At 71.0% G+C, this 24,932-nt stretch carries 26 protein-coding genes; 16 read left to right on the top strand and 10 right to left on the bottom strand.

What is annotated here, in order from left to right; translation table 11 throughout:
• Positions 1-4 precede the first annotated feature (4 nt).
• The 4 genes from OG758_RS07065 (at position 5) to OG758_RS07050 (ending at position 2,564) form a co-directional block, all read left to right on the top strand.
• Complete coding sequence (locus OG758_RS07065) at positions 5-799, top strand: ABC transporter ATP-binding protein (RefSeq protein WP_326709169.1); 795 nt, start codon at positions 5-7, stop codon at positions 797-799.
• 272 nt (positions 800-1,071) lie between these two features.
• Positions 1,072-1,293: a CbtB domain-containing protein gene (locus OG758_RS07060; protein WP_266677960.1), complete on the top strand. Its 222-nt coding sequence runs from the start codon at positions 1,072-1,074 to the stop codon at positions 1,291-1,293.
• 20 nt (positions 1,294-1,313) lie between these two features.
• A complete protein-coding gene (locus OG758_RS07055; RefSeq protein WP_326709168.1) occupies positions 1,314-2,072 on the top strand; it encodes a CbtA family protein in 759 nt (252 codons plus the stop codon).
• 99 nt (positions 2,073-2,171) lie between these two features.
• Positions 2,172-2,564: a hypothetical protein gene (locus OG758_RS07050; protein ID WP_326709167.1), complete on the top strand. Its 393-nt coding sequence runs from the start codon at positions 2,172-2,174 to the stop codon at positions 2,562-2,564.
• A gap of 22 nt (positions 2,565-2,586) precedes the next feature.
• Here OG758_RS07050 and OG758_RS07045 read toward each other — a convergent pair whose 3' ends face one another.
• The 3 genes from OG758_RS07045 to OG758_RS07035 all read right to left on the bottom strand — a co-directional run bounded on the left by OG758_RS07045 (position 2,587) and on the right by OG758_RS07035 (position 4,918).
• Positions 2,587-3,177 carry a histidine phosphatase family protein gene (locus OG758_RS07045; RefSeq protein ID WP_326709166.1) on the bottom strand — a complete coding sequence of 197 codons (591 nt, stop codon included), beginning with the start codon at positions 3,175-3,177 and terminating at the stop codon, positions 2,587-2,589.
• A gap of 76 nt (positions 3,178-3,253) precedes the next feature.
• Complete coding sequence (locus OG758_RS07040) at positions 3,254-4,438, bottom strand: methyltransferase (RefSeq protein WP_326709165.1); 1,185 nt, start codon at positions 4,436-4,438, stop codon at positions 3,254-3,256.
• A gap of 129 nt (positions 4,439-4,567) precedes the next feature.
• A complete protein-coding gene (locus OG758_RS07035; RefSeq protein WP_266743169.1) occupies positions 4,568-4,918 on the bottom strand; it encodes a tetratricopeptide repeat protein in 351 nt (116 codons plus the stop codon).
• Positions 4,919-5,042: 124 nt separating this feature from the next.
• On the opposite strand from OG758_RS07035, the gene OG758_RS07030 reads away from it, so the two are divergent.
• A complete protein-coding gene (locus OG758_RS07030) occupies positions 5,043-6,008 on the top strand; it encodes a pirin family protein (protein WP_326709164.1) in 966 nt (321 codons plus the stop codon).
• Between the two features lie 69 nt (positions 6,009-6,077).
• Here OG758_RS07030 and OG758_RS07025 read toward each other — a convergent pair whose 3' ends face one another.
• Positions 6,078-6,251, bottom strand: coding sequence for a hypothetical protein (locus OG758_RS07025; RefSeq protein ID WP_326709163.1), 174 nt, complete (start codon positions 6,249-6,251; stop codon positions 6,078-6,080).
• A 75-nt stretch (positions 6,252-6,326) separates the two neighbouring features.
• Here OG758_RS07025 and OG758_RS07020 point away from each other — a divergent pair, with 75 nt between their 5' ends.
• The 3 genes from OG758_RS07020 to OG758_RS07010 all read left to right on the top strand — a co-directional run bounded on the left by OG758_RS07020 (position 6,327) and on the right by OG758_RS07010 (position 11,161).
• A complete protein-coding gene (locus tag OG758_RS07020; protein ID WP_326709162.1) occupies positions 6,327-7,178 on the top strand; it encodes an acyl-CoA thioesterase in 852 nt (283 codons plus the stop codon).
• 201 nt (positions 7,179-7,379) lie between these two features.
• Positions 7,380-8,924, top strand: coding sequence for a long-chain-fatty-acid--CoA ligase (locus tag OG758_RS07015; RefSeq protein WP_326709161.1), 1,545 nt, complete (start codon positions 7,380-7,382; stop codon positions 8,922-8,924).
• 182 nt (positions 8,925-9,106) lie between these two features.
• The gene (locus OG758_RS07010; RefSeq protein WP_326709160.1) at positions 9,107-11,161 is read left to right on the top strand and encodes a SpoIIE family protein phosphatase; all 2,055 of its coding nucleotides are present in this window, start codon (positions 9,107-9,109) and stop codon (positions 11,159-11,161) included.
• A gap of 22 nt (positions 11,162-11,183) precedes the next feature.
• Here the strand turns inward: OG758_RS07010 and OG758_RS07005 are convergent, their stop codons facing one another.
• A complete protein-coding gene (locus OG758_RS07005; RefSeq protein ID WP_326709159.1) occupies positions 11,184-11,882 on the bottom strand; it encodes a FadR/GntR family transcriptional regulator in 699 nt (232 codons plus the stop codon).
• Positions 11,883-11,946: 64 nt separating this feature from the next.
• Positions 11,947-13,914, bottom strand: coding sequence for a hypothetical protein (locus tag OG758_RS07000; protein ID WP_326709158.1), 1,968 nt, complete (start codon positions 13,912-13,914; stop codon positions 11,947-11,949).
• A 143-nt stretch (positions 13,915-14,057) separates the two neighbouring features.
• Between OG758_RS07000 and OG758_RS06995 the strand changes: the two genes are divergently transcribed.
• Positions 14,058-14,825 carry an SDR family NAD(P)-dependent oxidoreductase gene (locus OG758_RS06995; RefSeq protein ID WP_326709157.1) on the top strand — a complete coding sequence of 256 codons (768 nt, stop codon included), beginning with the start codon at positions 14,058-14,060 and terminating at the stop codon, positions 14,823-14,825.
• A gap of 41 nt (positions 14,826-14,866) precedes the next feature.
• Here OG758_RS06995 and OG758_RS06990 read toward each other — a convergent pair whose 3' ends face one another.
• Together OG758_RS06990 and OG758_RS06985 are read right to left on the bottom strand one after the other, a co-directional pair.
• The gene (locus OG758_RS06990; protein ID WP_326709156.1) at positions 14,867-16,354 is read right to left on the bottom strand and encodes an arylsulfatase; all 1,488 of its coding nucleotides are present in this window, start codon (positions 16,352-16,354) and stop codon (positions 14,867-14,869) included.
• A gap of 157 nt (positions 16,355-16,511) precedes the next feature.
• Positions 16,512-16,637: a hypothetical protein gene (locus tag OG758_RS06985; protein WP_326709155.1), complete on the bottom strand. Its 126-nt coding sequence runs from the start codon at positions 16,635-16,637 to the stop codon at positions 16,512-16,514.
• A gap of 85 nt (positions 16,638-16,722) precedes the next feature.
• On the opposite strand from OG758_RS06985, the gene OG758_RS06980 reads away from it, so the two are divergent.
• From OG758_RS06980 to sph, 3 genes are all read left to right on the top strand, one after another.
• Positions 16,723-17,265 carry an FABP family protein gene (locus tag OG758_RS06980; RefSeq protein WP_326709154.1) on the top strand — a complete coding sequence of 181 codons (543 nt, stop codon included), beginning with the start codon at positions 16,723-16,725 and terminating at the stop codon, positions 17,263-17,265.
• A gap of 244 nt (positions 17,266-17,509) precedes the next feature.
• Positions 17,510-18,673 (top strand): RNA-guided endonuclease InsQ/TnpB family protein, encoded by a 1,164-nt coding sequence (locus tag OG758_RS06975; RefSeq protein ID WP_326709153.1) that lies wholly within the window; start codon positions 17,510-17,512, stop codon positions 18,671-18,673.
• Positions 18,674-18,870: 197 nt separating this feature from the next.
• Positions 18,871-19,857, top strand: coding sequence for a sphingomyelin phosphodiesterase (gene sph, locus OG758_RS06970; RefSeq protein ID WP_326709152.1), 987 nt, complete (start codon positions 18,871-18,873; stop codon positions 19,855-19,857).
• Between the two features lie 25 nt (positions 19,858-19,882).
• On the opposite strand, the gene OG758_RS06965 is transcribed toward sph, so the two are convergent.
• Positions 19,883-20,251 (bottom strand): hypothetical protein, encoded by a 369-nt coding sequence (locus OG758_RS06965; protein ID WP_326709151.1) that lies wholly within the window; start codon positions 20,249-20,251, stop codon positions 19,883-19,885.
• A 356-nt stretch (positions 20,252-20,607) separates the two neighbouring features.
• Between OG758_RS06965 and OG758_RS06960 the strand changes: the two genes are divergently transcribed.
• The 4 genes from OG758_RS06960 (at position 20,608) to OG758_RS06945 (ending at position 23,742) form a co-directional block, all read left to right on the top strand.
• The gene (locus OG758_RS06960; protein ID WP_326709150.1) at positions 20,608-21,312 is read left to right on the top strand and encodes a CDGSH iron-sulfur domain-containing protein; all 705 of its coding nucleotides are present in this window, start codon (positions 20,608-20,610) and stop codon (positions 21,310-21,312) included.
• Between the two features lie 86 nt (positions 21,313-21,398).
• Positions 21,399-22,115 (top strand): ABC transporter permease, encoded by a 717-nt coding sequence (locus OG758_RS06955; RefSeq protein WP_326709149.1) that lies wholly within the window; start codon positions 21,399-21,401, stop codon positions 22,113-22,115.
• Positions 22,112-22,783 carry an ABC transporter permease gene (locus OG758_RS06950; RefSeq protein ID WP_326709148.1) on the top strand — a complete coding sequence of 224 codons (672 nt, stop codon included), beginning with the start codon at positions 22,112-22,114 and terminating at the stop codon, positions 22,781-22,783. The genes OG758_RS06955 and OG758_RS06950 overlap by 4 nt, the downstream gene beginning before the upstream one ends.
• Positions 22,783-23,742, top strand: a complete 960-nt coding sequence (locus tag OG758_RS06945) for an ABC transporter substrate-binding protein (RefSeq protein ID WP_326709147.1) — start codon at positions 22,783-22,785, stop codon at positions 23,740-23,742. Before OG758_RS06950 ends, OG758_RS06945 begins: the two co-directional genes overlap by 1 nt.
• Positions 23,743-23,765: 23 nt before the next feature.
• Here the strand turns inward: OG758_RS06945 and OG758_RS06940 are convergent, their stop codons facing one another.
• Complete coding sequence (locus OG758_RS06940; RefSeq protein WP_326709146.1) at positions 23,766-24,929, bottom strand: ABC transporter ATP-binding protein; 1,164 nt, start codon at positions 24,927-24,929, stop codon at positions 23,766-23,768.
• Positions 24,930-24,932 lie beyond the last annotated feature (3 nt).

The following is a 24,932-nucleotide window of genomic DNA, read 5'->3' as shown; positions in this document are numbered from 1 at the left end:
GACCATGCGCACGACCACGGCCGACGGGCTGCGGGCCGACCGGGTCCGCCGTGAAACCGGCGGACACCTCATCCTGGACGGCGTGAGCGTGCACCCGGCGCCCGGAGGTATCACGGGCCTCATCGGACCCAACGGCTCGGGCAAGACCACGCTCCTGCGCCTGCTCGCGGGCCTCATCACCCCCCAGGCCGGAGCGGTGACCCTGGACGGCTCACCGCTGAGCACCGTCGGCCGCAGGGACTTCGCGCGACGCGTCGCCGTGGTCGAGCAACAGGCCGACACTCAGGTCGAGTTGACGGTCGAGGACGTCGTACGTCTGGGCCGTGTCCCGCACCGCAGGGCATGGATGCCACCGTCGGCGCAGGACGAGGAGGCCGTACGTTCCGCGCTCGCCCGCACCGATCTCACCGACCGGGCGCACCGGCACTGGCACACCCTCTCCGGCGGCGAGCGCCAGCGCGTCCAGATCGCCCGTGCCCTCGCGCAGCGGCCACGCGAACTCCTCCTGGACGAACCGACCAACCACCTCGACATCCAGCACCAGTTGGACCTCCTCGACCTGCTCACACAACTCCGGCTCACCAGCGTCATCGCCCTGCACGACCTCAACCTGGCCGCTATGTACTGCGACCAGCTCGTCGTGCTCCGTCAGGGGTGTGTGATCGCGGCCGGCACCCCCTGTGACGTACTCACCGAAGAGCTCATAGCGCGGGTCTACGGAGTGCGCGCGACCGTTTTCCCGGCCGCCGAGCCGGGGGAGCGCCCGTACATCCGATTCCTGAGGGCGTCCGCTCCCTGAGACGGCACTGCATACCGCACACCAGGTCTCCTGGCAGCGACCATGAGCAAGATCACGGCGAAGGGCCCGGTCTTGGCCGTGCGCCCCTTACGCGGTACGGTCTGACCGATATTGACGACGGCAACGCGGAAGCCGGTGGGAATCCGGCACGGTCGCGCCACTGTGAGACGAGCCACTCGCCCGGACGGGCGGGGACCTCGCGAGTCAGACCCGCAGCTGTCGTACTTGTGCACCACCGAGATGGGACGCGAACTCCCAGAGGAGGTCCTGCCATGGCGCAGACCGTCGCTCAGCCGACAGCCACCACCCCCGTTCTTCCCGCAGCCCTGCCCCTGAAGGCGATTGCCCCTTGGGCGGCCTTCTTCGGCATCCTGATGCTGGTCCTGCTCTACTTCGTCGGCGCCGAACAGGGCGCCACCGCCGTAGTCTCCGGCGAGAGCGTTCATGAATGGGTGCACGACGCCCGCCACCTGCTCGGCTTCCCCTGCCACTGACGAGGGACGCCGCAAAGCTCATGAACTCCGCAACAGTGAGAAACCTCCTCGTACGGGGCATGCTCGCCGGCCTGGGCGCCGGTCTGCTCGCCCTGGTCGTCGCCTACCTCCTCGGGGAACCCAGCGTCGACAGCGCCATCGGCTACGAGGAGGCCCACGCACCCGCGCACCACCACGAGGTCGAACTCGTCAGCCGCAGCATGCAGTCCACCGCGGGCCTCGCCACCGGCATCCTGCTCTACGGCGTCGCCTTCGGCGGCATAGCCGCCCTCGCGTACTGCTTCGCGCTCGGCCGCGTCGGCCGCTTCACCCCGCGGGCCACGGCCCTCCTGCTCTCCGGCACGGCCCTGCTCGCCGTGTACGTCGTGCCGTTCCTGAAGTACCCCGCCAACCCGCCGTCCGTCGGCGATCCCGGCACCATCAGCAAGCGCACGACGCTGTACTTCCTGATGATGCTGCTCAGCGTGCTCCTCGCCGTCGCCGCAGTGATCATCGGGAAACGGCTCGCTCCCCGCCTGGGCACCTGGTACGCCACCGTGGCGGCGGTCGCGTGCTTCGTCCTCGCGATCGGGCTCGCGTACGCGTTCCTGCCGGTCGTCAACGAGGTACCGAAGGACTTCCCCGCAGCGCTGCTGTGGCGGTTCCGCACCTCGGCCCTCGCCATCCAGCTCACTCTGTGGACCGGATTCGGCCTGATCTTCGGCGAGTTGGCGCAGCGCCAGCTCGCCCCGCGCACCGGGGCGGTCCCGTCCGGCAACGCAACTCCCGTACCCCACTGAGAGAACCGCGCCACAAGACCCAGGCAGGCGATCAAGCGCAGAGGGCCGCCGGAACCATCCGGTCGGCCCTCTCGCTTTCTTCCGAGGGCGGAGACCCGCGTGGCCAGACACCCCCAACCGCGCCACATCACACTCGGCGGCCGCGAGGCGGTCGCGCTGACCCTGGAGGAGTACGAGCAACTGATCGCCAGCAGACGGCAGATCGGCGGCCAGAGTGCCCGTGTACGCGTCCTGGCGCAGCGGGCGAAGGAGAGCGAGGAGCTGCTGCGGGAGATCGAGGCACTGGTCGGCTGCCCGTCGCACGGCTGCCACGGCCTGCGGGACCGGAGAGGGAACGAGGGCCGGGGCGGCGAGGCGGGCGAACCCGCGGGAGCGAAGGACACCGACTGTCTGCGGTGTGCACTCGCGGCACTGCTCCTGCGGCATCGGGAGTCAACGGGCGGTCCGCCGGGGGCGGTCGGCGAGGAATGCTGCTCACCGTCGAGCCAGTAGGGGGCGAGGCGTCCGGTGCGGGTCAGCTCCCGGCGCCGTCCTCCGTCGGGCCCAGCGTCCGCCCGAGCCGAAGGTTCCAGCGCCCGGAGCGCCCGCTGGCATCGGTCGCCGTCAGGGGCGGTACGTCGAGCCGCCAGAACGCCGACACGGGCGCGTCGAGGATCTTGACGGCCACGGCCCGCACAACCTCCGGCTCCACCACGGCGAGCGTCCGTCCGTCGAACTCCGCCGACGCGTCCAGCCAGCGCGCGACCCGTTCGCACAGGGCACGTACGGACTCCCCGCCGTGCGGCGCGGCGCCGAGGTCGGAGAGCCAGAGCGCGATGCCGGCCGGGTCCTCCGCGCTGACCTCGTCGAGCGTCAGGCCCCGCCAACGGCCCACGTCGAGCCCGGCCAGCTCCGGCGCCTCGACGCCATCGAGGCCGAGGGCCTTCGCCGTCTCCCGGCAGCGCACGGTGGGGGACACCGACAGTCGGTCGGCTGGGGGAAGGGCGCCGGCCGCCGCCCGCGCACGTGCCGCGGCGCTCGTGTCGAGCGAGCATCCGTCGTCGAACCGGGCCTCCCGCAGAGCCCGGCTCGTGGCGGCAGAGATCAAGGTGACGCGGCTGGTCACGGGTTGAGCCCCCTACTTGGTGTGTGGGGCGACGCGCCAGGCCCGCGCGTCCACCCCCTCGTGACGCTCGGCGCGCCTACGAACGCGACTCGTGCTCCTTCTTGACGGCGCGCAGGACCACGAACTTCGGGTCGCTGGCGATGAGTTCACTGTTGCCGAACAGTCGCCGCAGCTTCACGTGGTAGCCGAGGTGGCGGTTGCCGATGACCCACAGCTCACCTCCCGGCCGCAGAGCGTCCCGCGCGTCGGAGAACATGCGCATGGCCGTGGCGGCGGTCGTCGCCTGGTGGGAGTGGAACGGCGGATTGTTGAGGACGAGGTCCGCGCTGCCCGCGGGGAGCTCCGCGAGCCCGTCGCCCACGAGGAACTCCGCCCTCGCCTCGGGGTGTTCAGAGGGGTCGACGTTCGCCCGGTAGGTCGCCTCGGCCGACGCGACCGCCTGGAACGACTCGTCCGTGAACACGATCTCCGCGCGCGGGTTCTCCAGCGCCATGGCCGTACCGACGACGCCGTTGCCGCAGCCCAGGTCCACGACGCGCTCGGTGCCCTCGCTGCGGGGCAGGTGCTGGAGCAGGAACCGGGTGCCGATGTCGAGGCGCTCCGCGCAGAACACACCGGCGTGGTTGGTGACGGTCCGGCCCGACACGGGGCCGACGCCGTCGGGCAGAGAGTACGTGTGCGGCCACGGGTTCCGTGGCCGGGCGAGCGCCGGGTACGGCGTCGTGAAGATGAGCCGCGCCTTCTTCTCGGCGAGGGACGTGTGGGTCGGGCCGATGATCCGCTCGAACAGCTTCAGTGTCGAGGTGTGGATCTCCTTGACCATGCCGGTCCCGATCACCACGGTGTCGTTGTGGACGGCGGGCGCGATGCGGTGCAGCTGGTCCTCGAGGAGCGCCAGGCTTTTGGGGACGCGTACGAGCAGCACGTCCACGCGCTCCGGCGGGGTGTCCTGGGTGGTCAGCAGGCGTACCGCGTTCTCGTCGAAGCCGGCCCGGTCGAGGTTGGCGCGGGTCGCGCGCTGCCCGAGGTACGAGTCGGAGATCGCGGTCGGCCGGTCGCAGTGCCCGGCCAGGGCCGTGGCGAGGGCGCCCCACCGGTCGCCGATCACGACCACCGGCCCCGACAGATCGGCGGCGCTGTCGGCGAGATGCCGCAGCATGTACTCGTCCGCGGCATCCCATGCGCGCAGCGTGTCGCGGGGATCCTCGGGGAAGCGGGCGAGGTCGAACTCGCCCCATGACGTCTCGAAACGGTTGCTCATCGTCCCGCCAGGCTAGCGGAGGCGCAGATCAGCGGGGCCGGGGGCGGGGCCGTAGCTTGGCCGCATCGGGGCCGACCGGCCCAGCGGTCGGCCCCTGCCGTACGCCTCAGGCGCCCGCTGCCGTACAGCTCAGGCGTCGCCGAAGTCGCCCGCGAAGGCGGCCGCCATCCGCAGATGCGGTCCGGCCTCCTCGTGACGGCCCTGGCGCTCCAGGGTGCGGCCCAGCATCAGACGGGCGTAGTGCTCGACCGGATCACGCTCGACGACCGTGCGCAGCTCGGCCTCGGCGCGGCCCAGCTGGGCCGAGTGGTAGTACGCGCGAGCCAGCAGCAGCCGCGCCGCCACCTGCTCGGGGATCTCGGCGACCAGGTCGTCGAGGATCTGCGCCGCGAGCGTGTACTCCTTGGCGTCGAAGAACTTCCGCGCGCGCTCCCAGCGCTCCGCCGGGGTGCCCTGCGTGTAGTAGTTGGTCGTGTTCACCACTGGTGCCTCCTCGACCGCTGTCAACGGCACGGACCCGGCGCATATTCCGTCCTGGTGAGCGCGCGGGTCCACCCGTACGCGTGCCTGACGGGACGGCCTGGACGGGGCTAGGTTGTGAGCCATGAGCAATCTTGATCGCGAGGCGGAGCCGACCATGTGCGGCGGCCGGGGCTTCGTCGTGGCGGAGCCCGTACGTGAACTCCTCTCCCCCCGGCGCGTGAAGCTAGGCGAGTCCACCGAGGTCCGCAGGCTGCTTCCGAACCTCGGACGCCGCATGGTCGGCGCCTGGGCCTTCGTCGATCACTACGGGCCCGACGACATCGCCGACGAACCCGGCATGCAGGTGCCGCCCCACCCCCACATGGGCCTGCAGACGGTGAGCTGGCTGCACGAGGGGGAGGTCCTGCACCGCGACTCCACGGGCAGCCTCCAGACGATCAGGCCCCGAGAGCTGGGACTCATGACGTCCGGGCGTGCCATCAGCCACTCGGAGGAGAGCCCGCGCCCGCACGCCCGCCTTCTGCACGGCGCGCAGCTGTGGGTCGCCCTGCCGGACAGCCACCGCCACACGGAACCCCGCTTCGAGCACCACGCCGACCTGCCCAAGGTCACGGCCCCCGGCCTGAGCGCGACCCTGATCCTCGGCGAGCTCGACGGCGCCGTGTCGCCCGGCACGACGTACACGCCCATCGTCGGAGCGGACCTCAGCCTCACGCGCGGCGCGGATCTCAGCGTCCCGCTCGAGCCGGACTTCGAGTACGCGGTCCTGTCCATGGCGGGCGAGGCTCACGTCGACGGCGTCCCGGTCATGCCCGGCTCCATGCTCTACCTGGGCTGCGGCCGTACCGAACTCCCCCTGCGCGCCGAGTCGGACGCGTCCCTCATGCTCCTCGGCGGCGAGCCGTTCGACGAGGAGCTGATCATGTGGTGGAACTTCATCGGCAGATCGCAGGACGACATCACCCAGGCCCGGGAGGACTGGATGACCGGGTCGAGATTCGGGGAGGTGAAGGGGTATGACGGAGGGCCGCTGGCCGCCCCCGAACTCCCTGCTGTGCCGCTCAGGCCCCGGGGAAGAGTGCGCTGAGCGGGCTTTGCCGACGGCTATGACTCGGAGCGCGGGGTTGCGAGTGTCGTCGTGGAAGATGACGTGGCGTCAGTTCTCGCGCTGGAATTGCTGGGCGGTCATGTCGATGTGCTCGGCCATGAGGGTCTGGGCGTCGGTGGGTTCGCCGGCGGTGATGGCTTCGGTGACGGCTTCGTGCTGACTGGCGGCCACCTGGAGGCAGTCGCCGACGAGTCCGGCCAGCCCTGGCACCCTGCTCGCCACGTCCCTGTCGGGACGTGGCGGCCGTGCTGATCATGGAGGGTGGACAGGCAGGTGGATGGCCTGCACACTTAACGAATGATCGGCGGAGTTCTGGACCAGGCGCAGCCCTTCGGCCCCCTCGGCAAGGGCGAGCGCCTTGCCCTGGAGGACGTCGGGTCGGGCGTCTTCGAGGGGTACTGCCATGGTGGGCGCGCGCAGGAGCGCGCCTATGGAGGAGCGGTCGTGGGCCAGGCCCTGGCCGCGGCGTACCGCACCGTCGAGGACGACCGCTCCGTGCACTCCCTGCACGCCTACTTCCTGCGCGCCGTCACGCCCGAACGTCCTACGAGATACGCGTCCGACGTGGTCCGGGACGGGCGCAGCTACTCCGTGCGCCAGGTGACCGCCACACAGGGCGGCAAGGAGGCGCTCACGATGAGCGTGTCCTTCAAACTGCCGCAGCCGGAGGGGAGTCGGCGGCAGCCCGGCATGCCGGACGTCCCGGGCCCCGAAGGCCTCGACGACGGATTCGCGTTCCGACCGGCGACGCATCCGCTGCGTACGGCGGTGGAGTGCCGGCAGGTGCCGGACGCCGTCGGTCCGGACGAGGGGCAGATCGAACGCTTCGCCTGGTTCCGCACGGTCGGCGCGCTCCCCGACGACCCCGCGCTGCATGCCTGCGCCCTCGCGTACATCTCCGACGCGCCGCTCGCCCCCACGGCCCTCGTGCCGTACGGCGAACCGCGGCCGGTCGGTGTCGTCCTCGCCTCGCTGGACCACGCCATGTGGTTCCACCGCCCGTTCCGTGCCGACGAGTGGCTCCTGTACGCCTGCCGCAGCCGCCTGGCGGGCGACGGGCGCACCCTGGCGTACGGCGAGTTCTGGGACCGGCACGGGCGGCTCGTCGCGTCGGTGGTCCAGGAGGCGCTGCTGCGGACTCGGGAGTAGTCCTGGTCCGCGTCACGGGCGAGTGCCTTCGGCTGCCGCCTCGACTGCTCGATCCACAGGGCCCCGAGTGCGCCGTCAACCGGACGGCGCCCGCTTGAGTGCGTCTGACGCATTGACGCCGTGCCGCGGGGCCGCGATGCTCACGGTCCGCGCCTGTCCTGTGACCACTCGCCGAAGCCGACGCCGATGGAGGACTCCCGCATGGGCCCGTTCCTGCCCGACGCCGTACGACAGCACGCCGCGCTCACCCCTGGCGCCCCCGCCGTGACAGAAGGTTCCCGGACGCTGACCTACGCCGAGCTCGACCGGCGCGGCAACCGTGTAGCGCAGGCACTCCTCGCCGCGGGCCTGCCCCAGGGCACCCGCGTCGGCTATCTCGTCCGCCCCGGAGTCCTCTCGGCCGAGCTCCTGGTGGGCTGCGCCAAGGCGGGGTTCGTCGCCACCCCGCTGAACTGGCGCCTTGCCGAGCACGAACTGGTCGCGGTCGCCCAGGACGCCGAACTCGGCATCGTCCTGACCCAGACCGAATTCCTGCCCGGAGCGCGTGCGGTGGGTTCCGCGCTGCCCGGCATCACCCTCGTCACCGAGAGCGGGGCCGACGCGGGTGAGTACACGTACGAGAAGTGGCTGGCCGCGACCGGTGACGCCGATCCGGGGGCCGGGAGCGAGGACGCGGTCTTCCTCCAGCTGTACACCTCCGGCACCACCGGGCAGCCCAAAGGCGTCCAGCTCACGCTGAACAACTGCAGCGCGGGCGAAGCCCAGTTGCGCGAGATGGGCTGGACGACCGCGTCCGTCTCGTTGAACGTCATGCCCGTCTTCCACATCGCCGGTACCGGCTGGCTCGTGAACGCGCTCGCCGCGGGCGCCCACACGGTGCTGGTCCCCGACCTCGTGCCGTCCGCCGTGGTCGAGCTCATGGAGCGCCACCGGGTCACGCACGCGTTCTTCGTGCCCGCCATACTCCACCTCCTCACGACGCTGCCCGACATCCACGAACGCGACTTCTCCGCGCTCCAGTTGATCGTCTACGGGGCCTCGCCCATCACGCCCGCCCTGCTGCGCCGCTCGATGGAGATCTTCGGCTGCGGCTTCTACCAGAAATACGGTCTGACCGAGACGACCGGTTCCGCCGTGCGGCTGCTGCCCGAGGACCACGTGGTGGAGGGACCGCGCTCAGCGCTCCTGCGTTCGGCGGGCAACGTGTGGCCCGACGTCGAGGTGGCCATCGCCGACCCGGTCACCGGTGGTCATGTGGCGCCGGGAGTGGTGGGTGAGATCCTCACCCGCTCCCACCACGTCACGCCGGGCTACTGGAAGCGGCCCGAGGGGAACGAGGCGCTGTTCACCGCCGACGGCTGGCTCAGGACCGGCGACGCGGGCTATCTCGACAAGGACGGCTACCTGTTCATCACCGACCGGATGAAAGACCTGGTGATCACGGGCGGCGAGAACGTGTACCCGGTCGAGGTCGAGTCCGTGCTCGCCGAGCACCCTGCGGTCCTGGACGTCGCTGTCTTCGGCACTCCCGACGAGAAGTGGGGCGAGGCCGTCACCGCCGCCGTCGTGCTGCGGCCGGGGGTGGATCCGGCCACCGCGCAGGGCCTCATCGACTTCACGCGCGAGCGCATCGCCTCGTACAAGAAGCCGCGGATCGTCCACTTCGTGGAGGAGCTGCCCCGCAACCCCAGCGGCAAGATCCTGAAGCGGGTCCTGCGCCAGGAACTCGCCCGTCGCGTCGATTGAACGACCGTTAAGCCAGGGGGCGGGGCGGGCCTGTGGGATCCGGCCCGGAAATGCGTGACAAAGGCCCCAAAGCTATGCTCGGAGGGTTCCCGTCGTTGACGGCACGGGCCTGGACGGAGCGCGGGAGGCGACCGGCCCGGCCGGCTGGCCGGGGTCCCGGCTCACTTCTCCGGAGCGAACGCATGGCAGGACGGCGCAGGGCGGAGATCGGCCTGGGGGAGCGCCTTGCCCTGAACCGCGTGGGCACCTTCGAGTGGGACCTGTCGGAGGGGACCTTCCAGCTCGACGCGGCGGGCCTCGCCGTGTACGACATCGGGCCCGACGAGTACGACGGCCGGCCCGAATCCCTGCTGTCGCGCGTCGCGCCCGAGGAGGGCGCCCGGACGGGCGCCGCCGCGATGTCGGCGATCCACGCGGGACGCTCCTCCTACGGTGCCTACTTCCGCGTACGGCGCCGCGACGGCCGGGAGCAGTGGACCCATCTGCGGGGCCGGATCCTCAGGGACGAGGACGGCACACCCCGGCACGTGGTCGGCATCGTGCGCGACGCCGACCAGGACCGTGCCCAGCTCGCCATGACCAGCCCCGCACAGCTCGCGGGGTGGCAGCGGATGACCACCGTCCTCCAGGGCACCGCCGACGCCCTGTCCCGGGCTGTGACGGTGGCCGACGTGATCGCCGTCCTCACCGGCGAGGGCGGGCTCGAACTCTTCGGGGCCGACGGACTCATCCTCGGCCTCGTCGAGGGCGACGTTCTCCAACTCATCGCCCTGGCAGGCGAGTCGACGTCCGAGCTCGACGAACTCAAGCTGCGCCGCCTCGACGAGTCGCTGCCCCTCGCCGAGGCGGTGTTCACCCAGCGCCCGCGCTTCGTGACCTCTCTGCGCGAACTCGCCGACACCTTCCCGCGTCTCGGCCCGTACCTCGAAGGCCTTGAGCTGGACGCCGCCGCGTTCCTGCCGCTGGTCGCCCAGGCCCGCTCCGTCGGGGGCCTCGCGCTGCTGTACCGGGCGCGCGAGGAGTTCACGGCCGAGGACCGCGACCTGTGCCTCGGCCTCGCGGGCATCGTCGCCCAGTCCCTCCAGCGGGCCATCCTCTTCGACGGTGAACGCGACTTCGCCACCGGCCTCCAGTCGACCATGCTGCCCCAGCACATCCCCAAGTTCCCGGGCGTCGAGATCGCCGCCCGCTACCACGCCGCGGGCAGCGGCCGGCAGGTGGGCGGCGACTGGTACGACGTGATCCCGCTGCCCCGACGAAGGATCGGCATCGTCGTCGGTGACGTCGAGGGGCACGACACCCAGGCCGCCGCCGTCATGGGCCAGTTGCGCATCGCGCTGCGCGCCTTCGCGGGCGAGGGTCACCCGCCGTCCACGGTCATCGCGCGTGCCTCGCGCTTCCTCGCCGAGCTCGACACCGACCGCTTCGCCACGTGCACGTACGCCCAGGTCGACCCCGCCACCGGAGACGTACGGGCCATCAGGGCCGGCCACATGGAACCGGTGCTCCGGCACACGGACGGCCGCGTCAGCACCCCGCCGGTGCGCGGCGGGCTCCCGCTGGGCCTGGCCACGGAGTTGGAGCAGGAGGAGTACCCCGAGACACGGCTCGACCTGCTGCCCGGCGAGGCGATCGTCCTGTTCACCGACGGCCTCGTGGAGCATCCGGGGCACGACATCGCGATAGGCGTGAAGGCCCTGACCGAGGCGGTACGCAAGGGGCCCGTCCAGGCGCGCGCCATCGCCGAGCATCTGTCGGAGCGGGTGTCGCAGATCAGGCCGACCGCCGATGACGTGGCGCTGCTCGTCCTGCGCCGGGACCTCGACCCGGGCACCCCGCTCGCGCCGCGCATCCACCAGTACCTCCACCCCGCGGACCCCCAGGGGCTCGCCGAGACCCGCACAGCGCTGCGAAGGGCCCTGGAGGACTGGGGATTCGGCGCGGTGGCGGACGACGTGGAGGTCGCCGCCGGTGAGCTGATGGTGAACGCGCTTCTGCACACGGAGGGCGGTGCCGTCATCACCCTCGAAGTGCTGCCGGGCCCGGCCCGGCGCGTCCGGCTCTGGGCCAAGGACAGGTCGAGCGTGTTCCCGCGCCGCCGCACACCGGGCGAGGCCGCGACGTCGGGTCGCGGGCTGCTGCTCGTCGACGCGGTCGCGGACTCCTGGGGCGTCGAACCGCGGGGCGAAGGGAAGGCCGTGTGGTGTGAGTTCACGGAGCCACCCGGCGGTACGTGAGACACCAGGTGTACGGCCGTGCCTAGGACACGGCGAGATCCTCGCCGGTCTCGTCGAGGTGGGCCGCCATGGCGGCGACCGCTTCCTGCGGTGCGCCCGATGCGATGGCGGCCAGGATCCGCCGGTGGGCTGTGATGGTCGCCCGCTGGCTGTCGCCCCGGCGGGACCGCCCCTCGTAGCTGGCGAGCCGGTGTGCCGTGAGGATGTCCGACAGCGATTCCAGGACGAGTTCCAGCATGCCGTTCCCGGCCATACGGGCGATCTCGTGGTGGAAGGCGAGGTCGAGGGCCACGAAACGGTCGCGGTCCTCGACGGCGTCCTCCATCTCGTCGAGCAGGGTGCCGGCCGCGTCCGTCGAGGCCTCGCCGGACGCGACCCGGGCCGCCGCTCGGGATGCCAGCGCTCCCTCGATCGCGCCGCGCGCGTCCAGGACATCGGCGACCTCCAATGACTGCTGGCGCAGCCGGAATTGGAGGATCTGGCCGAACACCCGCGCCGAGGGGACGTTGACCCTGGCCGGCCGGCCCTGGCTCGACACGAGGATCTCGCGGGCGGACAGCACCCGGATCGCCTCGCGCACCGCGAGCCGGTTGACCCCGAACCTGGCCGCGAGTTCGCCCTCCGAGGGCACGTCGTCGCCGGGCTCGAGCCCCGACTCCTCGATCAGGTCGACGATCTCGCCGGCAACCTGATCGAACAGTGTGGTGCGGCGCACTGCCACGTGGGAACTCCTTCGGGGGATGTGCCGGGCGGGCCCCAGCGTACCGTCGGCGTCACGCCGGGAATCACGCGTGTGCGCTGCTCAGCACCACGTACTCCCACTGCCCGAGCGGGCGCGGCAGCAGCGGGCGGCCGTCGCGCCAGGCCGCGGTGAGGCGTTCGCCCCGGGCGGTCACCTGGACCACCGAGCGCGGTTCCGGCATGCCCTGCGGCAGCCGGAGCCGGAAGTCGTCGGCCTCGTCCGGCGACGCGTTCCACACCACGACGCGCCAGTCCGTGCCGTCCGTCAGCGCCTGTGTGACGAGCCACGGACGGCCCGTCGCCCGCGCGTGCTCGCTCTGGGACAGCCAGTCGAGTACGGCGCCCAACTGGGCTTCGCGCTGCGCGTTCATCAAGGTCATCCCGGGGGTGTGCGCGGGCCAGGGCGTGACGGCGACCCGGCCGCCCAGCGCGTTCTCGTACAGGACGAGTCCGCTGCCTCTCTCGCGGTCGAGCTGGTCGCGGACGATGCTGGCGACGCGCGCGTCCGGCGCAGGGTCGAACGCGACCACGGTGGAGCGGTCGTAGCTCTCGGTGTCCAGGGAGATCGCGCAGCCGGGGCGCAGGGAGAACTCGGGGTCGGTGCAGATCTCGCGGGCGTGCCCCTCGGGGGACTGCCGAGCCCCTGTCACGCCGATCAGCGGGCCGTAGCCGCGCTCGAAGAGGATCCGGGCCGCCACCGAGTCGAGCAGGAGCCCTTGGCTGAGCCACGCGCGCAGTTCGGCGTCATCGAAGGCCCAAGTCGCCTCCCCCGAAAGGGCGTTGACGCTCGCTCCGCCCCGGGCTGTGACGGCGTGGCCCGCGGCGCCGAGCAGTCCGGCCCATGAGCCGTGCGGGACGACGAGGGACTGCCAGCCCGCACGCTCCGTGTGGGTGCGCCTGCCGGTGCGCTCCGACCAGGGCAGCCCGACGCCGACCGTACGGAAGGACTTGGGGAACGTCTCCGAGAGCCAGTCGAAGGTGTCCCGCCAGTTCGCGAGGAAGGTGGCGCGGCGGGGTTCGTCGTCGGGGTGGTTGCCGAGGAAGTCGTAGAGGCTGATCGCGAGGCCGTCGCTGCCGAGGATGTGGGCCAGGGACATCTGCGCGCCCGTCTGGCGGAAGGACTTGTTCCACTGCCCGTAGGGCCAGCACTCGATCTCGGGGAAGCTGCGCAGGCCGGCGGGCTGTACCGCGCGCTGCATGTCCAACTGCTGGATCGCATGCGGCAGTTCGGGTCCGGCGCCGTCGGAGTAGCCCCAGAAGTGCGGGCGGTGCACCGTGGGAAGGTCGAGCCAGGCCTGCCAGTCGCGGCCCTCGGCGGCGTGGGAGTCCGTGCGCGACGACATGAGGCCGAGCCGGTCCCCGAGTATCTCCCGCCAGGACGCGAGGAGTTCGCGCTGGGTGGTGTCCCAGAAGTCGAGCCACCGCTCCCGCCAGGGATGCGGGTCGCCGGGCGCGGTGCAGGCCGCGACCAGTTCCTCCCGTGTCACCGTGATCCCGGTGCGGCGGGCGAACTCGGCCAGGTGGAGCGGGCAGAAGCAGCCGCCCCAGTCGAGCGGGCGGTGGTTGTGCAGCCGGATGTCGTCCTCGATCCACACCGTGTCGACGTCCTCGGCGGCGTAGAGACGCAGGGTCTGCGCGAAGTACGCGCGCCAGGCCGGGTCCAGCGGGCACACCTGCACGGCGGCGGCCGTCCCGTGCTGGTCGGTCATCGTCTGCCACGTCTGGCCGGGCTCGAGGGAGCGGGCCCAGTCGCTGTGGCCCACGGTGTGGCCGGGGTTGAGGCTCACGGCGACGCCTTCGGCGCGGAGCCGGGTGCGCCACGGCCGCGTGGCCGCCAGCCAGTGCGCGACGCGGTCGAGGCTCTCGTGGCCGTCGTTGAACTCCAGGCCGAAGAGGAATACGCAGATCTCCTCGGCCCGCGCCACCCGCGCCAGGGCCAGCAGCCTGTCGCCGGCCTGCTTCGGATCGTCGGCCGGATCCACCTGGAGGCGGAGCACATAGCGTGAGGTCACTCGTTCGCACCTTCGGTCTCGGGGCCCGGCCGGGGGGCGTGGCGCGGGGCGACGCCCAGCCTCGCCACTTAGCAGCTAGGCTGTCAAGGGTTGGGTGGGAGCCGGGTGAGCGTCCAATCGAGCGGAGCGAACGAGGAGTGGCGATGAGGCGGTTGGCGGACCGGGTGGTCCTGGTGACGGGCGGGGCGCGCGGCATCGGCCGGGCGGTCGTCGAGACGGCCGTGCGCGAGCAAGCGGCCGTGGCATTCCTCGACCTGGACGAGGAGGCCGGAGCGGCGCTGCGCGACGAACTCACCGGCAGAGGCGCCCGCGTGGCCTTCCGCCGGGTCGACGTCACGGACGGGCAGTCGGTCGCCGACGCCGTGAACGACGTGGCCGACGCGCTCGGACCGGTCGACATCCTGGTCAACAACGCCGGGCGCAACGTCTACGCCGACCCGGTCGCGATGACCGAGGCCGAGTGGGACCAGGTCTTCGACGTCGACCTGAAGGCGGCCTTCCTGTGCGCGAAGCACACCCTGCCGTCGATGATCGAGCGGGGCAGCGGGGCGATCGTGAACATCGCGTCCCTGCACGCCAAGCTGACCTGCGCCGGCATGTACCCGTACGCGGCGGCCAAGTCCGGCCTCGTCGGGCTGACCCGCTCGATGGCCCTGGAGGTCGCGCCTCACGGCGTACGGGTCAACGCGGTCAGCCCCGGTTACATCAGGACGGCCCTGGTCGACGAGTACTTCGACCAGAACCCGGACCGGGACGCCGAGCGCAAGGCGCTCGACGTCCATCCGCTGGGCCGGATCGGCACCCCCGAAGAGGTCGCCGAAGTGGTCTGCTTCCTCGCGTCCGACGCGGCGTCCTTCGTCACCGGGGCGGAGTGGGCCGTGGACGGCGGACTCGGAGCGCGGTTCGCCTGATCTCCGCTACTGGGGAGCCGCCGTGATCGGTCGGCCGGGGATCAGCCGGCCCCGGCCGCGGCGGCGATGCGCTCCCGGGTGTGCCGCAGCTCGGTGACCACCGGCCGGCCCGTCACCAGTTCCCCGCCGTCCACGAAGCCCTCCTCGCGGTCGCGCAGCGCGTCGATCAGCCGTCCGCGCCAGCGCTCCAGCAGCGCGGCGTGCTCGGGCCGCCGCGCCAGGTTCACCAACTCCTTCGGATCCTCGACGAGGTCGAAGAGCTGCTCGTGCCCGTCACCCGACATCCACAGATACTTGTGCCGCCCGTCGGTCACCCACTGCAGCGACTGCCCCAGATAGGTGTGCTCGCCGTGCAGATACTCCCGCCAGTCGTCCGGCCGTTCACCGCGCAGGAACGGCAGCAGGCTGCGCCCGTCGACACTGTCCGGCACCGGAAGTCCAGCCGCCTCCAGCAGCGTCGGCATCACGTCGCGCAGTTCCACGACCTCGTCGGCCACCGAACCGCCCGCCCCGCCGCGCATCGACGGCGCGAGGTTCATCAGGATCGGTACCCGCGCCGAGCCCTCGAAGCCGAGTCCCTTACGGAACATGTGGTGGTCGCCCATCATCTCGCCGTGGTCCGACACGAAGCAGAACATCGTGTCGTCACCGAGACCCGCCTCGACCAGCGCCTCACGGAACCGCTTGATCTGCAGGTCGATATGCGCCATGTGCCCGTAGTAGCCAGCCCGCGCCCGGTGGACCAGACGCGGATCGATCACGCCGACGGCGGCCTCGTGATAGCCGTCCTTGCGGTACGGCGCATAGTCGTCGACCCAGTCACCGACCACGGGTTCGTACGGGTCGAGCGCCATGTACTGGTCGAAGGCCCACTCGGGCGGGTCGTACGGATGGTGCGGCCGGTGGAACGACAGGTAGAGGAAGAACGGCTTGGTGGGGTCCCGGCGCGGCAGCCACTCGATCGCCTCGGTCACCGCCCACGTCGTCGGATGCAGCGCCTCGGGCTTGTCCCAGGGACGCGCGACGATGGAGTTGCAACTGACGCCGTGGTCCGCGTAGTCGGCGGCCGGCGTCATCCCCGGCTGGCGACGCAGCCAGGGCACGTAGTCGTCGAAGAACTCGAAGTTACGGCTGTGACGCCCGCGCGCGTAGTGCAGATAGCCGTCGTGCAGCCGCACGTCGTCGAAGCCGAGTCGGGCGCGCTCCGGGAAGACGTGCATCTTGCCGACAGCCTGCGTCTGGTAGCCGCCGCGCCGGAACTCGCCCGGCAGCGTCACCGGGTGGACCTGCTCGAAGGGCACCCCCTCGCGGTAGCCGACCCGGCCGTGCCGCTCCTGCGACTGGCCGGTGAAGAGGGCCACGCGGGCGGGGACACAGGTCGGCGTAGCTGAGTAGGCGCGGTCGAAACGCACGCCTTCGCCCGCGAGTTCGTCCAGGTGAGGGGTGTGGACGTCGGGGTGGCCCGCGGCGGAGAGACAGTCGCCCCTCCACTGGTCCACGCAGATCAGTACGACATTGGGCTGGCGCAAGAGGGGCTCCGGGTCCGGGAATCCCGTCGGCCCCGGTCACCGCCGACGGGTGGGCGACGGAGACGATCATGCCTGGAGCGAGCCGACCCGAACAGGGTGCGCGGGCGATTACGTCGAGCGGGAACAGTCGACTTGGCGACAAGGAGCCTTGACTCGTTCAACGGCGCGGCGACATGTCCGCGGCGGCAGCCCGGCTCCGGTACTCCGTCGGCGTGATGTCGTACGCGGTACGGAACGCGCGGCTGAAGTCGGCCGCGCGGGGGAAGCCCCACGTCGACGACAAACGTCCGATGGACAGGTCCGGGCCACATCCGGGGCGACGCCCTAGGCTTCGAGAGGCACAGGCCACGACCTCAGGAGCGCGCACCGTGTACGACCCCGCACCGACCCACCCGTACCCCGACGCCACCAGCCCGGACCAGGCCCCCGCCCCGCACCCGCTGCTGGCGCCCGTGCTGGGCCTGCTGGGCACCTGGCGTGGCCGCGGACAGGGCGGATACCCCACGCTCGACGGGGACTTCACGTACGCGCAGGAGGTCGTCCTCAGCCATGACGGCCGGCCGTTCCTGCGTTTCGAGGCCCGTGCCTGGCTCCTCGACGCCGACGGTGCGCCGCTGCGGCCGTCGGCCCGGGAGAGCGGCTGGTGGCGGCTCCAGCCCGAGGGCCGGGTGGAGGCGCTGATCACGCAGCCGACCGGCATCGCGGAGATCGCCGTCGGTACCGCGGACGGCAACACGGTCGACCTCTCCACCGACCAGGTGGCGCTCACCCCCACGGCCAAAGAGGTCAAGGCCACGCGCCGCCGCTACGCGCTGACCGACGACGGCACGCTCACGTTCACCCACGACCTCGAGGCCGTCGGCATGCCGCTCCAGCACCACCTGTCGGCACGGTTGCGGCGCGAGGCCTAACTCACGGGCCTCTCGGATCAACGGCCTTCGCCGGCAAGGGACTTCGGGCAAGGGCATTGAGCGTGCTCTTGCGAGGAACCCCGGGGGTTCACCCCCCAGGAGGAATCGCATCCTGTGGTGGCGATGCGCAGCATCGCCGCGGCAACGGGCGCGGAGCGCACGCAAGAAACCGGGCCGCAGCGCCCGGTGAGGAATGTGCGCTGTTCGAATGCCGTTACGTCAGGCGGCGGGTAGCGTCACGGTCGTGAAGTTGACCGTGCAGGTGAAACTCCTGCCGACGCCCTTGCAGGCGGCGGCGCTTGAGGAAACTCTGCGCGCCTGCAATCAGGCCGCCACCTGGGTCTCTCAGGTGGCGTTCGAGAAGGACATCAAGCGCAACTTCCCCCTGCGCGAGCACACCTACACGGCGGTCAAGGACCGGTGGGGGCTCGGCGCTCAAGCGGCCCAGCACGTCATCAAGAAGACCTGCGATGCCTACCGCACGTTGAGGGCGAACCTGACGGCAGGAAACCTCGGTAGGCCCTCCTCCAAGTGCTACCGGCGGGCCGTCGAGAAACCGATCGTCTTCCGCCGGGAGGGCGCGCAGCCGTATGACGACCGGATGCTGTCCTGGCAGCACACGGAGCGTACGGTGTCGATCTGGACCCTGTCGGGCCGGATGAAGCAAGTGGCGTTCACCGCCGCCCCCGAACATTTGGCCCTCCTGGCCTTGTACCGCAAGGGCGAGTCCGATCTGTTGTTTCGCGACGGCATGTGGTTCCTGACTGCCACCTGCGAGGTTCCCGAGGCCGAACTCAACACCAGCGTCACGGAGTTTCTGGGGGTCGATCTGGGGATCGTGAACATCGCGACCACTTCGGACGGTCAGATCATGGCCGGGCGCCGGCTGAATCGCGGGCGTCTGCGCGAACGCACCTTGCGGCAGAAACTCCAGAGGAAGAACACCCCGTCCGCCAAACGGCGCCTGAAGAAGCGGCGTCGTAAGGAGGCGCGGCGGGTGCGGGACATCAACCACAAGATCGCGAAGCATGTGGTGGCCGAGGCAGAACGCACCGGTCGCGGAATCGCTCTGGAAGACCTCACGGGCATCCGCGCACGGGTACGGCTTCGCAAGCCCCAACGGGCCACCCTCCATTCCTGGGCGTTCGCCCAGCTCGGAGCGTTCATCGCGTACAAGGCCCGCAGGGCAGGCGTCCCCGTGGTCTTCGTCGATCCCGCCTACACCTCGCAGCAGTGCTGCGAGTGCGGCCACATCGACAAGAAGAACCGGGCAAGCCAGGCCCTGTTCACCTGCCGGAACTGCGGGGTCGTTGCCCACGCAGACCGGAACGCTTCCCACAACATCGCCCGCAAGGGCGTAGCTGTGTGGACTGCGGGGCGTGAGTCACGCGTCCCTGCCACCCCATAAGGGTGTCTGAACGGAGGAGCCCACCCAACAGCCAGTTGGGCACTACCTCCAAACCCGGTCCTTCAGGGCCGGGTCAAGTTGACGTGAAGGGATTGGCAGAAAGTGGCCACCCGGTGGTTACCCGGAAGTAACTGTGGCTGCTTTGATGTGGCGTGCTCACGTCCCTCACAGCATCCCCACAAGAAACGGGAGGCCACGTGTCCCGCGTTGCCCGCCGCACGACCGGTTCCGCCCTCGCCGTCACCCTCGCCGCCGCCTCCGCGGTCCTGACCGCCCCGCAGGCGTCGGCGACGACATCGGCCGATACGCCGAGGCTCAAGGTCCTGACGTACAACACGTTCCTGATGAGTACGAACCTCTACCCCAACTGGGGTCAGGCGCACCGGGCGGCGGCCATCCCGGCCGCGCCGTTCTTCCAGGGCAACGACGTCGTTGTACTCCAGGAGGCGTTCGACAACACCACGTCGGACGCGCTGAAGAGCAACGCGGCGGCGCAGTACCCGTACCAGACCCCCGTCGTGGGGCGGTCCAAGGACGGCTGGGACGCCACCGGCGGCTCCTACTCGTCGACGACGCCCGAGGACGGCGGCGTGACGCTGCTCAGCAAGTGGCCGATCGTGCACAAGGAGCAGTACATCTACAAGGACGCGTGCGGCTCCGACTGGTGGTCCAACAAGGGCTTCGTCTACGCCGTCCTCGACGTGAACGGCGCGAAGGTGCACGTGGTCGGGACGCACACCCAGTCCACCGACTCCGGGTGCGGGGCCGGAGAGGCGGTCAAGGACCGCAGCCTCCAGTTCAAGACCATCAAGTCGTTCCTGGACGCCAAGCACATCCCGGCCGGCGAGCAGGTCATGGTGGCGGGCGACCTCAACGTCGACTCGCACGGCGGGGAGTACGCCTCCATGCTCGCCGACGGCGGATTCGTCGGGGCCGACTCGCGGACGGGGCACCCGTACTCGTTCGACACCGGGACCAACTCGATCGCGAGCTACCGCTACCCGGGCGAGCCTAAGGAGGACCTGGACTACGTCCTGCACGTCCAGGGCCACGCGCGGCCGGCCGGCTGGGTCAACAACGTGGTCGAGGAGACCACCGCGCCCTGGACCGTGAGCAGTTGGGGCACGAGCTACACGTACACCAACCTGTCGGACCACTATCCGCTCGAGGCCGGACGCCAGTGACCGGCGCCCGGCGCCGGGAGCAGGGTCAGAACGCGTCCGCGAGAACCGCGAGGCCCGCGATCAGGCCGACGTAGGCGAGCACGGCCAGGGCGCACACGAACAGCAGCAGCCAGCCGACCACGATGCCGAGGAGCGCCGTCCCGCGCCCCTCGCCGTCGAGGCGACGCCCGCGGAAGCGGCCGACGTGGCCGGCCGGGACGGCGATCAGGGCGCTCAACACGGCCATGCCGACGAAGATGCCGGGGTTCAGCCAGGCGATGCCGGTGTAGAAGTTGGCGAGCGACGTGACGCCGAAGCCCGCGAAGGAGATGCTCACCTTCGCGGGCCGGTTCCTGCCACCGAGGCCGTGCCCGGACCCCGTCCGCGCCTGTGTGCCCTGCGAGCCGCTGCTCACGGTCCGCCCCCTGTGCTCGTGTCTGATGCCAGGCGTGAATCCTACGGGGGCGCCGTGACAGGGCCGCCTCATACCCAGGGCGGCGGCCCCTCCGGGATGAGCTCGTGGACGTCGAAGAGGACCGCGGCCTCGACCCCAAGCACGGAGCCGGCCATGCGGGCCGCCCACGTCAGGAAGGGCCTCGGATCGAAGACCCTCTCGCCGTGGCCCTTCGTGTACTCAGCTGATGGCCCTCCGTCCACCCGAGCGGCAGAGGCCGCGTGGCCGCGAGCGCGGGCCGTTTCCTGTGGCGCCCGGCGACCCCCTCCGCAAGGCTGGGAAGAGGGGGCCGCCGCACGGATCAGGAAGGGCCCCTCATGCCGGACGCGCAGGACCCCGCCCCGCACTCCGCCTCGGCGCCGGGCGTACGCGTCTCGGAGAACGGGCCGTACCTCGTCACCGGCGGAGTCCCCCTCATCCAGCTGGTCATCGTCACCGACGCGCGGGGCCAGTCCGTCGAGTGGTGGCAGCAGCGCACGTACGACACCGAGGAGACGTACGAGCTGTGCCGCTGCGGGCAGTCCGCGAACAAGCCGTTCTGCGACCGCAGTCATGAGCGGGCCGGGTTCGACGGCACCGAGACCGCGAGCCGGCTGCCCTATCTGGAGCAGGCCGACGAGCAGGACGGACCCGAGCTCATCCTCACGGACGCCCAGCCCCTGTGCGCCTTCGCACGGTTCTGCGACGCGGACGGGCAGGTGTGGAACCTCGTCGAGGAGAAGGGCACCGCCGACGTCGTGGAACGGGAGACAGGCGACTGTCCCTCAGGGCGCCTCGTCGCTTGGAATCTCGCCGGGCGGCGCCCCGTCGAGCCCGAACTCCCGCCGTCCATCGGCATCATCGAGGACCCGCAGGAGGGCGTCAGCGGAGGGATCTGGGTGCGGGGCGGCATCCCGGTGACCGCCGCCGACGGCACGCCGTACGAGGTACGCAACCGCGTGACCCTGTGCCGCTGCGGAGCCTCACGCAACAAGCCGTTCTGCGACGGCACCCACGCGTCGATCGGCTTCAAGGACACCTGACCGCACCGCGCTCCGGCACTCGCGGCCGTACGCCGTACGGGTCATCCCAGCGCGCCGTCGTCCGCACCTGCCACTGGAATGGACGAGTGCCCCCATGGAGCGGACCCCTCACCCCGAGCCCCGGCAGCGCGCCGCCCGACGACTGTCTGGCGCGCAACGACTGGATCTGCGGCGAGTACCTGAGCACCCGCCGTCACATCCTCCTCGACGCGGTCGTCCAGCACCTCCAGCTCACTGCGCTCGCCGTCCTGATCGCGCTGGTGCTCGCCGTGCCGCTGGCTGTCGTCGCGCGCCGCTGGACCCTGGCGTCGGGCCCGGTCCTCGCCCTGACGACGATCCTCTACACGATCCCGTCGCTCGCCATGTTCTCGCTGCTGCTTCCCGCATACGGCCTGTCCGCGTCCCTCGTCGTCGCGGGACTCGTCCTGTACTCGCTCACCCTCCTCGTGAGGAACATCCTCGCGGGCCTGCGCGCGGTCCCCGAAGACACCCGGCAGGCCGCGCGCGGTATGGGATACGGGCCGGTCAGGCTGCTGCTCACGGTGGAGCTGCCCCTCGCCCTGCCGGCCGCGATGGCGGGCCTGCGCATCGCCATGGTCTCCGCCGTCTCCCTCGTCACGGTGGGCGCCATCGTCGGCTACGGAGGCCTCGGCAACCTCATCTACGCGGGCATGAACACGTTCTTCAAGGCCCAGGTCCTCACCGCGTCCGTGCTGTGCGTCGTCATCGCGGTCGCCGCCGACCTGCTGCTGCTCGGCGTACAGCGGATCCTCACTCCCTGGACGAGGGCGAGCCACGCGTGAAGACCCTCACCGACGCCTGGGACTGGCTCGCCGACGCCTCGCACTGGTCCGGCGACGACGGCATCTGGCACCGGCTCGCCCAGCACCTCGTCCTCACCGTCGTCTGCCTCGTCATCAGCTGCCTGATCGCCCTGCCCGTCGCGCTCGTCCTCGGTCACCTCGGCAAGGGCGGCGCGCTCGCCGTGAACATCTCCAACGTCGGCCGCGCCGTCCCCACCTTCGCGGTCCTCGTGCTGCTCCTGCTCACCCCGCTCGGCAAGTTCGGAGAGGGGCCCACGGTCGTCGCCCTGGTCCTTTTCGCGGTCCCGCCGCTGCTCACGAACGCCTACGTCGGGATGCGCGGAGTCGACCGTGACATCGTCCAGGCCGCTCGCGGCATGGGGATGACGGGACGGCAGATGCTGTTCCAGGTCGAGGTGCCCCTCGCCCTGCCGATGATCATGAACGGAGTGCGGATCGCCGCGGTTCAGCTCGTCGCCACCGCGACGATCGCGGCCCTCGCGGGCGGCGGCGGCCTCGGCCGGATCATCACCGCCGGATTCAACCTGGCGAGCACCCCGCAGGTCGTCGCGGGCGCCGTCCTCGTCGCCCTCTTCGCGCTGCTCGTCGAGGGCGCCTTCGAGCTCGCCGAACGATTCGCGCCCGCCCTGGCCCGGAAGACGGCCTGATGGCGGCCTTACGACGACGGGCCGCAGCAGCAGCCGTACTCCTGCCGCTCCTCCTGGTCGGCGCCTGCGGCGGCGGACCCTCCCTGGAGAACCAGGGCGCGGTCACCGCCCCGCCCGGCGACAGCAAGCACCTCACCATCGGCACGGCCGGCTTCACCGAGAGCGACCTGCTCGCCCAGATGTACGCCCTGCTCCTGAAGCAGGCCGGCTACAGCACCAAGATCCTGTCCGTGGCCAACCGCGAACTGTACGAACCCGCCCTGGAATCCGGCCAGATCGATGTCGTGCCCGAGTACGCGGCGACCTTCGCCGACTGGCTCAATGCCAAGACGAACGGCGCCAAGGCCCCGCCCGTCGGATCGCCCGACCTCGACGCCACCATGAAGGCCCTGCGCGGCCTCGCCGCCCCCCGCGGACTCGCCGTCCTCGACCCCGGCAAGGCCGTCGACCAGAACGCCTTCGCCGTGACCACCGCCTACGCGAAGCAGCACCGCCTCAAGACCCTCAGCGACCTCGGCGCGTCCGGCCTGAAGGTACGCCTCGCCGCGGGCGACGAATGCGTCCAACGGCCGTACTGCGAGCCGGGCCTGAAGAAGACGTACGGCATCGACGTCACCGGCGTCGACCCCAAGGGCGTCGGCACCACCCAGTCGAAGAAGGCGGTGCAGGACGGCAAGGACCAGATGATGCTCACCACGACGACCGACGCGACCCTGTCCGACTTCGGCCTCGTGCTGCTCGCCGACGACAGGCATCTGCAGAACGCCGACTACATCGTGCCGGTGGTCAACCGGGCGCGGGCGGGCAGCGCGCGCGTCGCCGACGTCCTCGGCGCGCTGAACTCCGTACTGACCACGCAGGACCTGGCGTCCATGAACCAGCAGGTGGACAGCTGGCGCAGGCTCCCGGAGGACGTGGCGCGCTCGTACCTGGAGTCGAAGGGTCTGCTCAAGACCTGAACTTTTATGAGGGGGTGCGTCGGTCACGCGTCGGCGACCGAGTCGAAACTCACCTCGTCCCGCGCCACGCCCTGGGCGTCCGCGTCCACCGAGCGGCGCAGCGCCTCGTGGAGCTTCGCCGGGGTCAGCACGCCGAGGAAGCGGGCGCCGTCGAGGACCGCGACCCAGCCCGCGTCGTGCTGGAGCATCACGCCGAACGCCTGCTTGAGCGGGGCGCCGACGGGCACCCAGGCGTTCATGCGGTGGGCCAGGTCGCCGACCAGCCCTTTCTCGCCCGCGAGCGACAACTCGTCGATGCCGACCCAGCCGTGCAGATCGCCGTCCGCATCGAGGACGACGGCCCAGCGCGCGTCATCGTCACGCAGCCGCGCGGCGGCCTGCCGGGCGGGATCGCCGGCGCGGGCCACAGCGGGCTGGTCCAGGTCGTCCGGCTCGATCTCCGTCACGGAGAGCCGCTTCAGACCGCGGTCGGCACCGACGAACTCGGCGACATACGGCGTCGCGGGCGTGCCGAGCACCGCACCCGGAGTGTCGAACTGTTCGATCCGGCCCTCCCCGTACACCGCGATCCGGTCGCCCAGCCTGACGGCCTCCTCGATGTCGTGCGTGACCAGGAGAACGGTCTTGCGCACGGCGGCCTGCATCCGCAGGAACTCGTCCTGCAACTGCTCGCGGACCACCGGGTCGACGGCGCCGAACGGCTCGTCCATCAGGAGCACCGGCGGGTCGGCGGCGAGCGCGCGGGCCACTCCGACGCGCTGGCGCTGGCCTCCCGACAACTGCTCCGGGTAGCGGGAGCCGTACTGCTTCGGGTCGAGTCCGACCAGGTCGAGCAGTTCGGCGGCCCGGGCGCGCGCCGTGGACTTCTTCCAGCCGATCAGCGCGGGCACGGTCGCCGTGTTGTCGAGGATCGTGCGGTGCGGAAAGAGGCCGACCTGCTGGATGACGTATCCGATGCGGCGGCGCAGCTTGACCGGGTCGACCTTCGAGATGTCCTCGCCGTCGACGAAGATCCGGCCGGACGTGGGCTCGATGAGGCGGTTGACCATCATCATCGTGGTGGTCTTCCCGCAGCCCGACGGGCCGACCAGGGTGACCAGTTCGCCCTCGCCGACCTCGAAGGACAGATCGTCCACGGCCGTCGTGCCGTCCGCGTACCGCTTGGTGACTTGGTCGAACCGGATCATTCC

The sequence above is a fragment of the Streptomyces sp. NBC_01474 genome (genome assembly GCF_035918215.1).
In the GTDB taxonomy this organism is placed as follows: domain Bacteria; phylum Actinomycetota; class Actinomycetes; order Streptomycetales; family Streptomycetaceae; genus Streptomyces; species Streptomyces aureus.
The sequence above is the reverse complement of the archived record's forward strand: the minus strand, read 5'-3'. Positions and strand labels throughout refer to the sequence as shown.

Excerpts from the sequence above, each read along its gene's own strand:
- OG758_RS06995 (WP_326709157.1), top strand. The coding sequence starts at position 14,058 with ATGAGGCGGTTGGCGGACCGGGTGGTCCTGGTGACGGGCGGGGCGCGC.
- OG758_RS07065 (WP_326709169.1), top strand. The coding sequence starts at position 5 with ATGCGCACGACCACGGCCGACGGGCTGCGGGCCGACCGGGTCCGCCGT.
- OG758_RS07010 (WP_326709160.1), top strand. The coding sequence starts at position 9,107 with ATGGCAGGACGGCGCAGGGCGGAGATCGGCCTGGGGGAGCGCCTTGCC.
- OG758_RS07060 (WP_266677960.1), top strand. The coding sequence starts at position 1,072 with ATGGCGCAGACCGTCGCTCAGCCGACAGCCACCACCCCCGTTCTTCCC.
- OG758_RS07015 (WP_326709161.1), top strand. The coding sequence starts at position 7,380 with ATGGGCCCGTTCCTGCCCGACGCCGTACGACAGCACGCCGCGCTCACC.
- OG758_RS06940 (WP_326709146.1), bottom strand. The coding sequence starts at position 24,929 with ATGATCCGGTTCGACCAAGTCACCAAGCGGTACGCGGACGGCACGACG.
- OG758_RS06960 (WP_326709150.1), top strand. The coding sequence starts at position 20,608 with ATGCCGGACGCGCAGGACCCCGCCCCGCACTCCGCCTCGGCGCCGGGC.
- OG758_RS07030 (WP_326709164.1), top strand. The coding sequence starts at position 5,043 with ATGAGCAATCTTGATCGCGAGGCGGAGCCGACCATGTGCGGCGGCCGG.
- OG758_RS07055 (WP_326709168.1), top strand. The coding sequence starts at position 1,314 with ATGAACTCCGCAACAGTGAGAAACCTCCTCGTACGGGGCATGCTCGCC.
- OG758_RS06945 (WP_326709147.1), top strand. The coding sequence starts at position 22,783 with ATGGCGGCCTTACGACGACGGGCCGCAGCAGCAGCCGTACTCCTGCCG.
- OG758_RS07020 (WP_326709162.1), top strand. The coding sequence starts at position 6,327 with ATGATCGGCGGAGTTCTGGACCAGGCGCAGCCCTTCGGCCCCCTCGGC.
- OG758_RS07040 (WP_326709165.1), bottom strand. The coding sequence starts at position 4,438 with ATGAGCAACCGTTTCGAGACGTCATGGGGCGAGTTCGACCTCGCCCGC.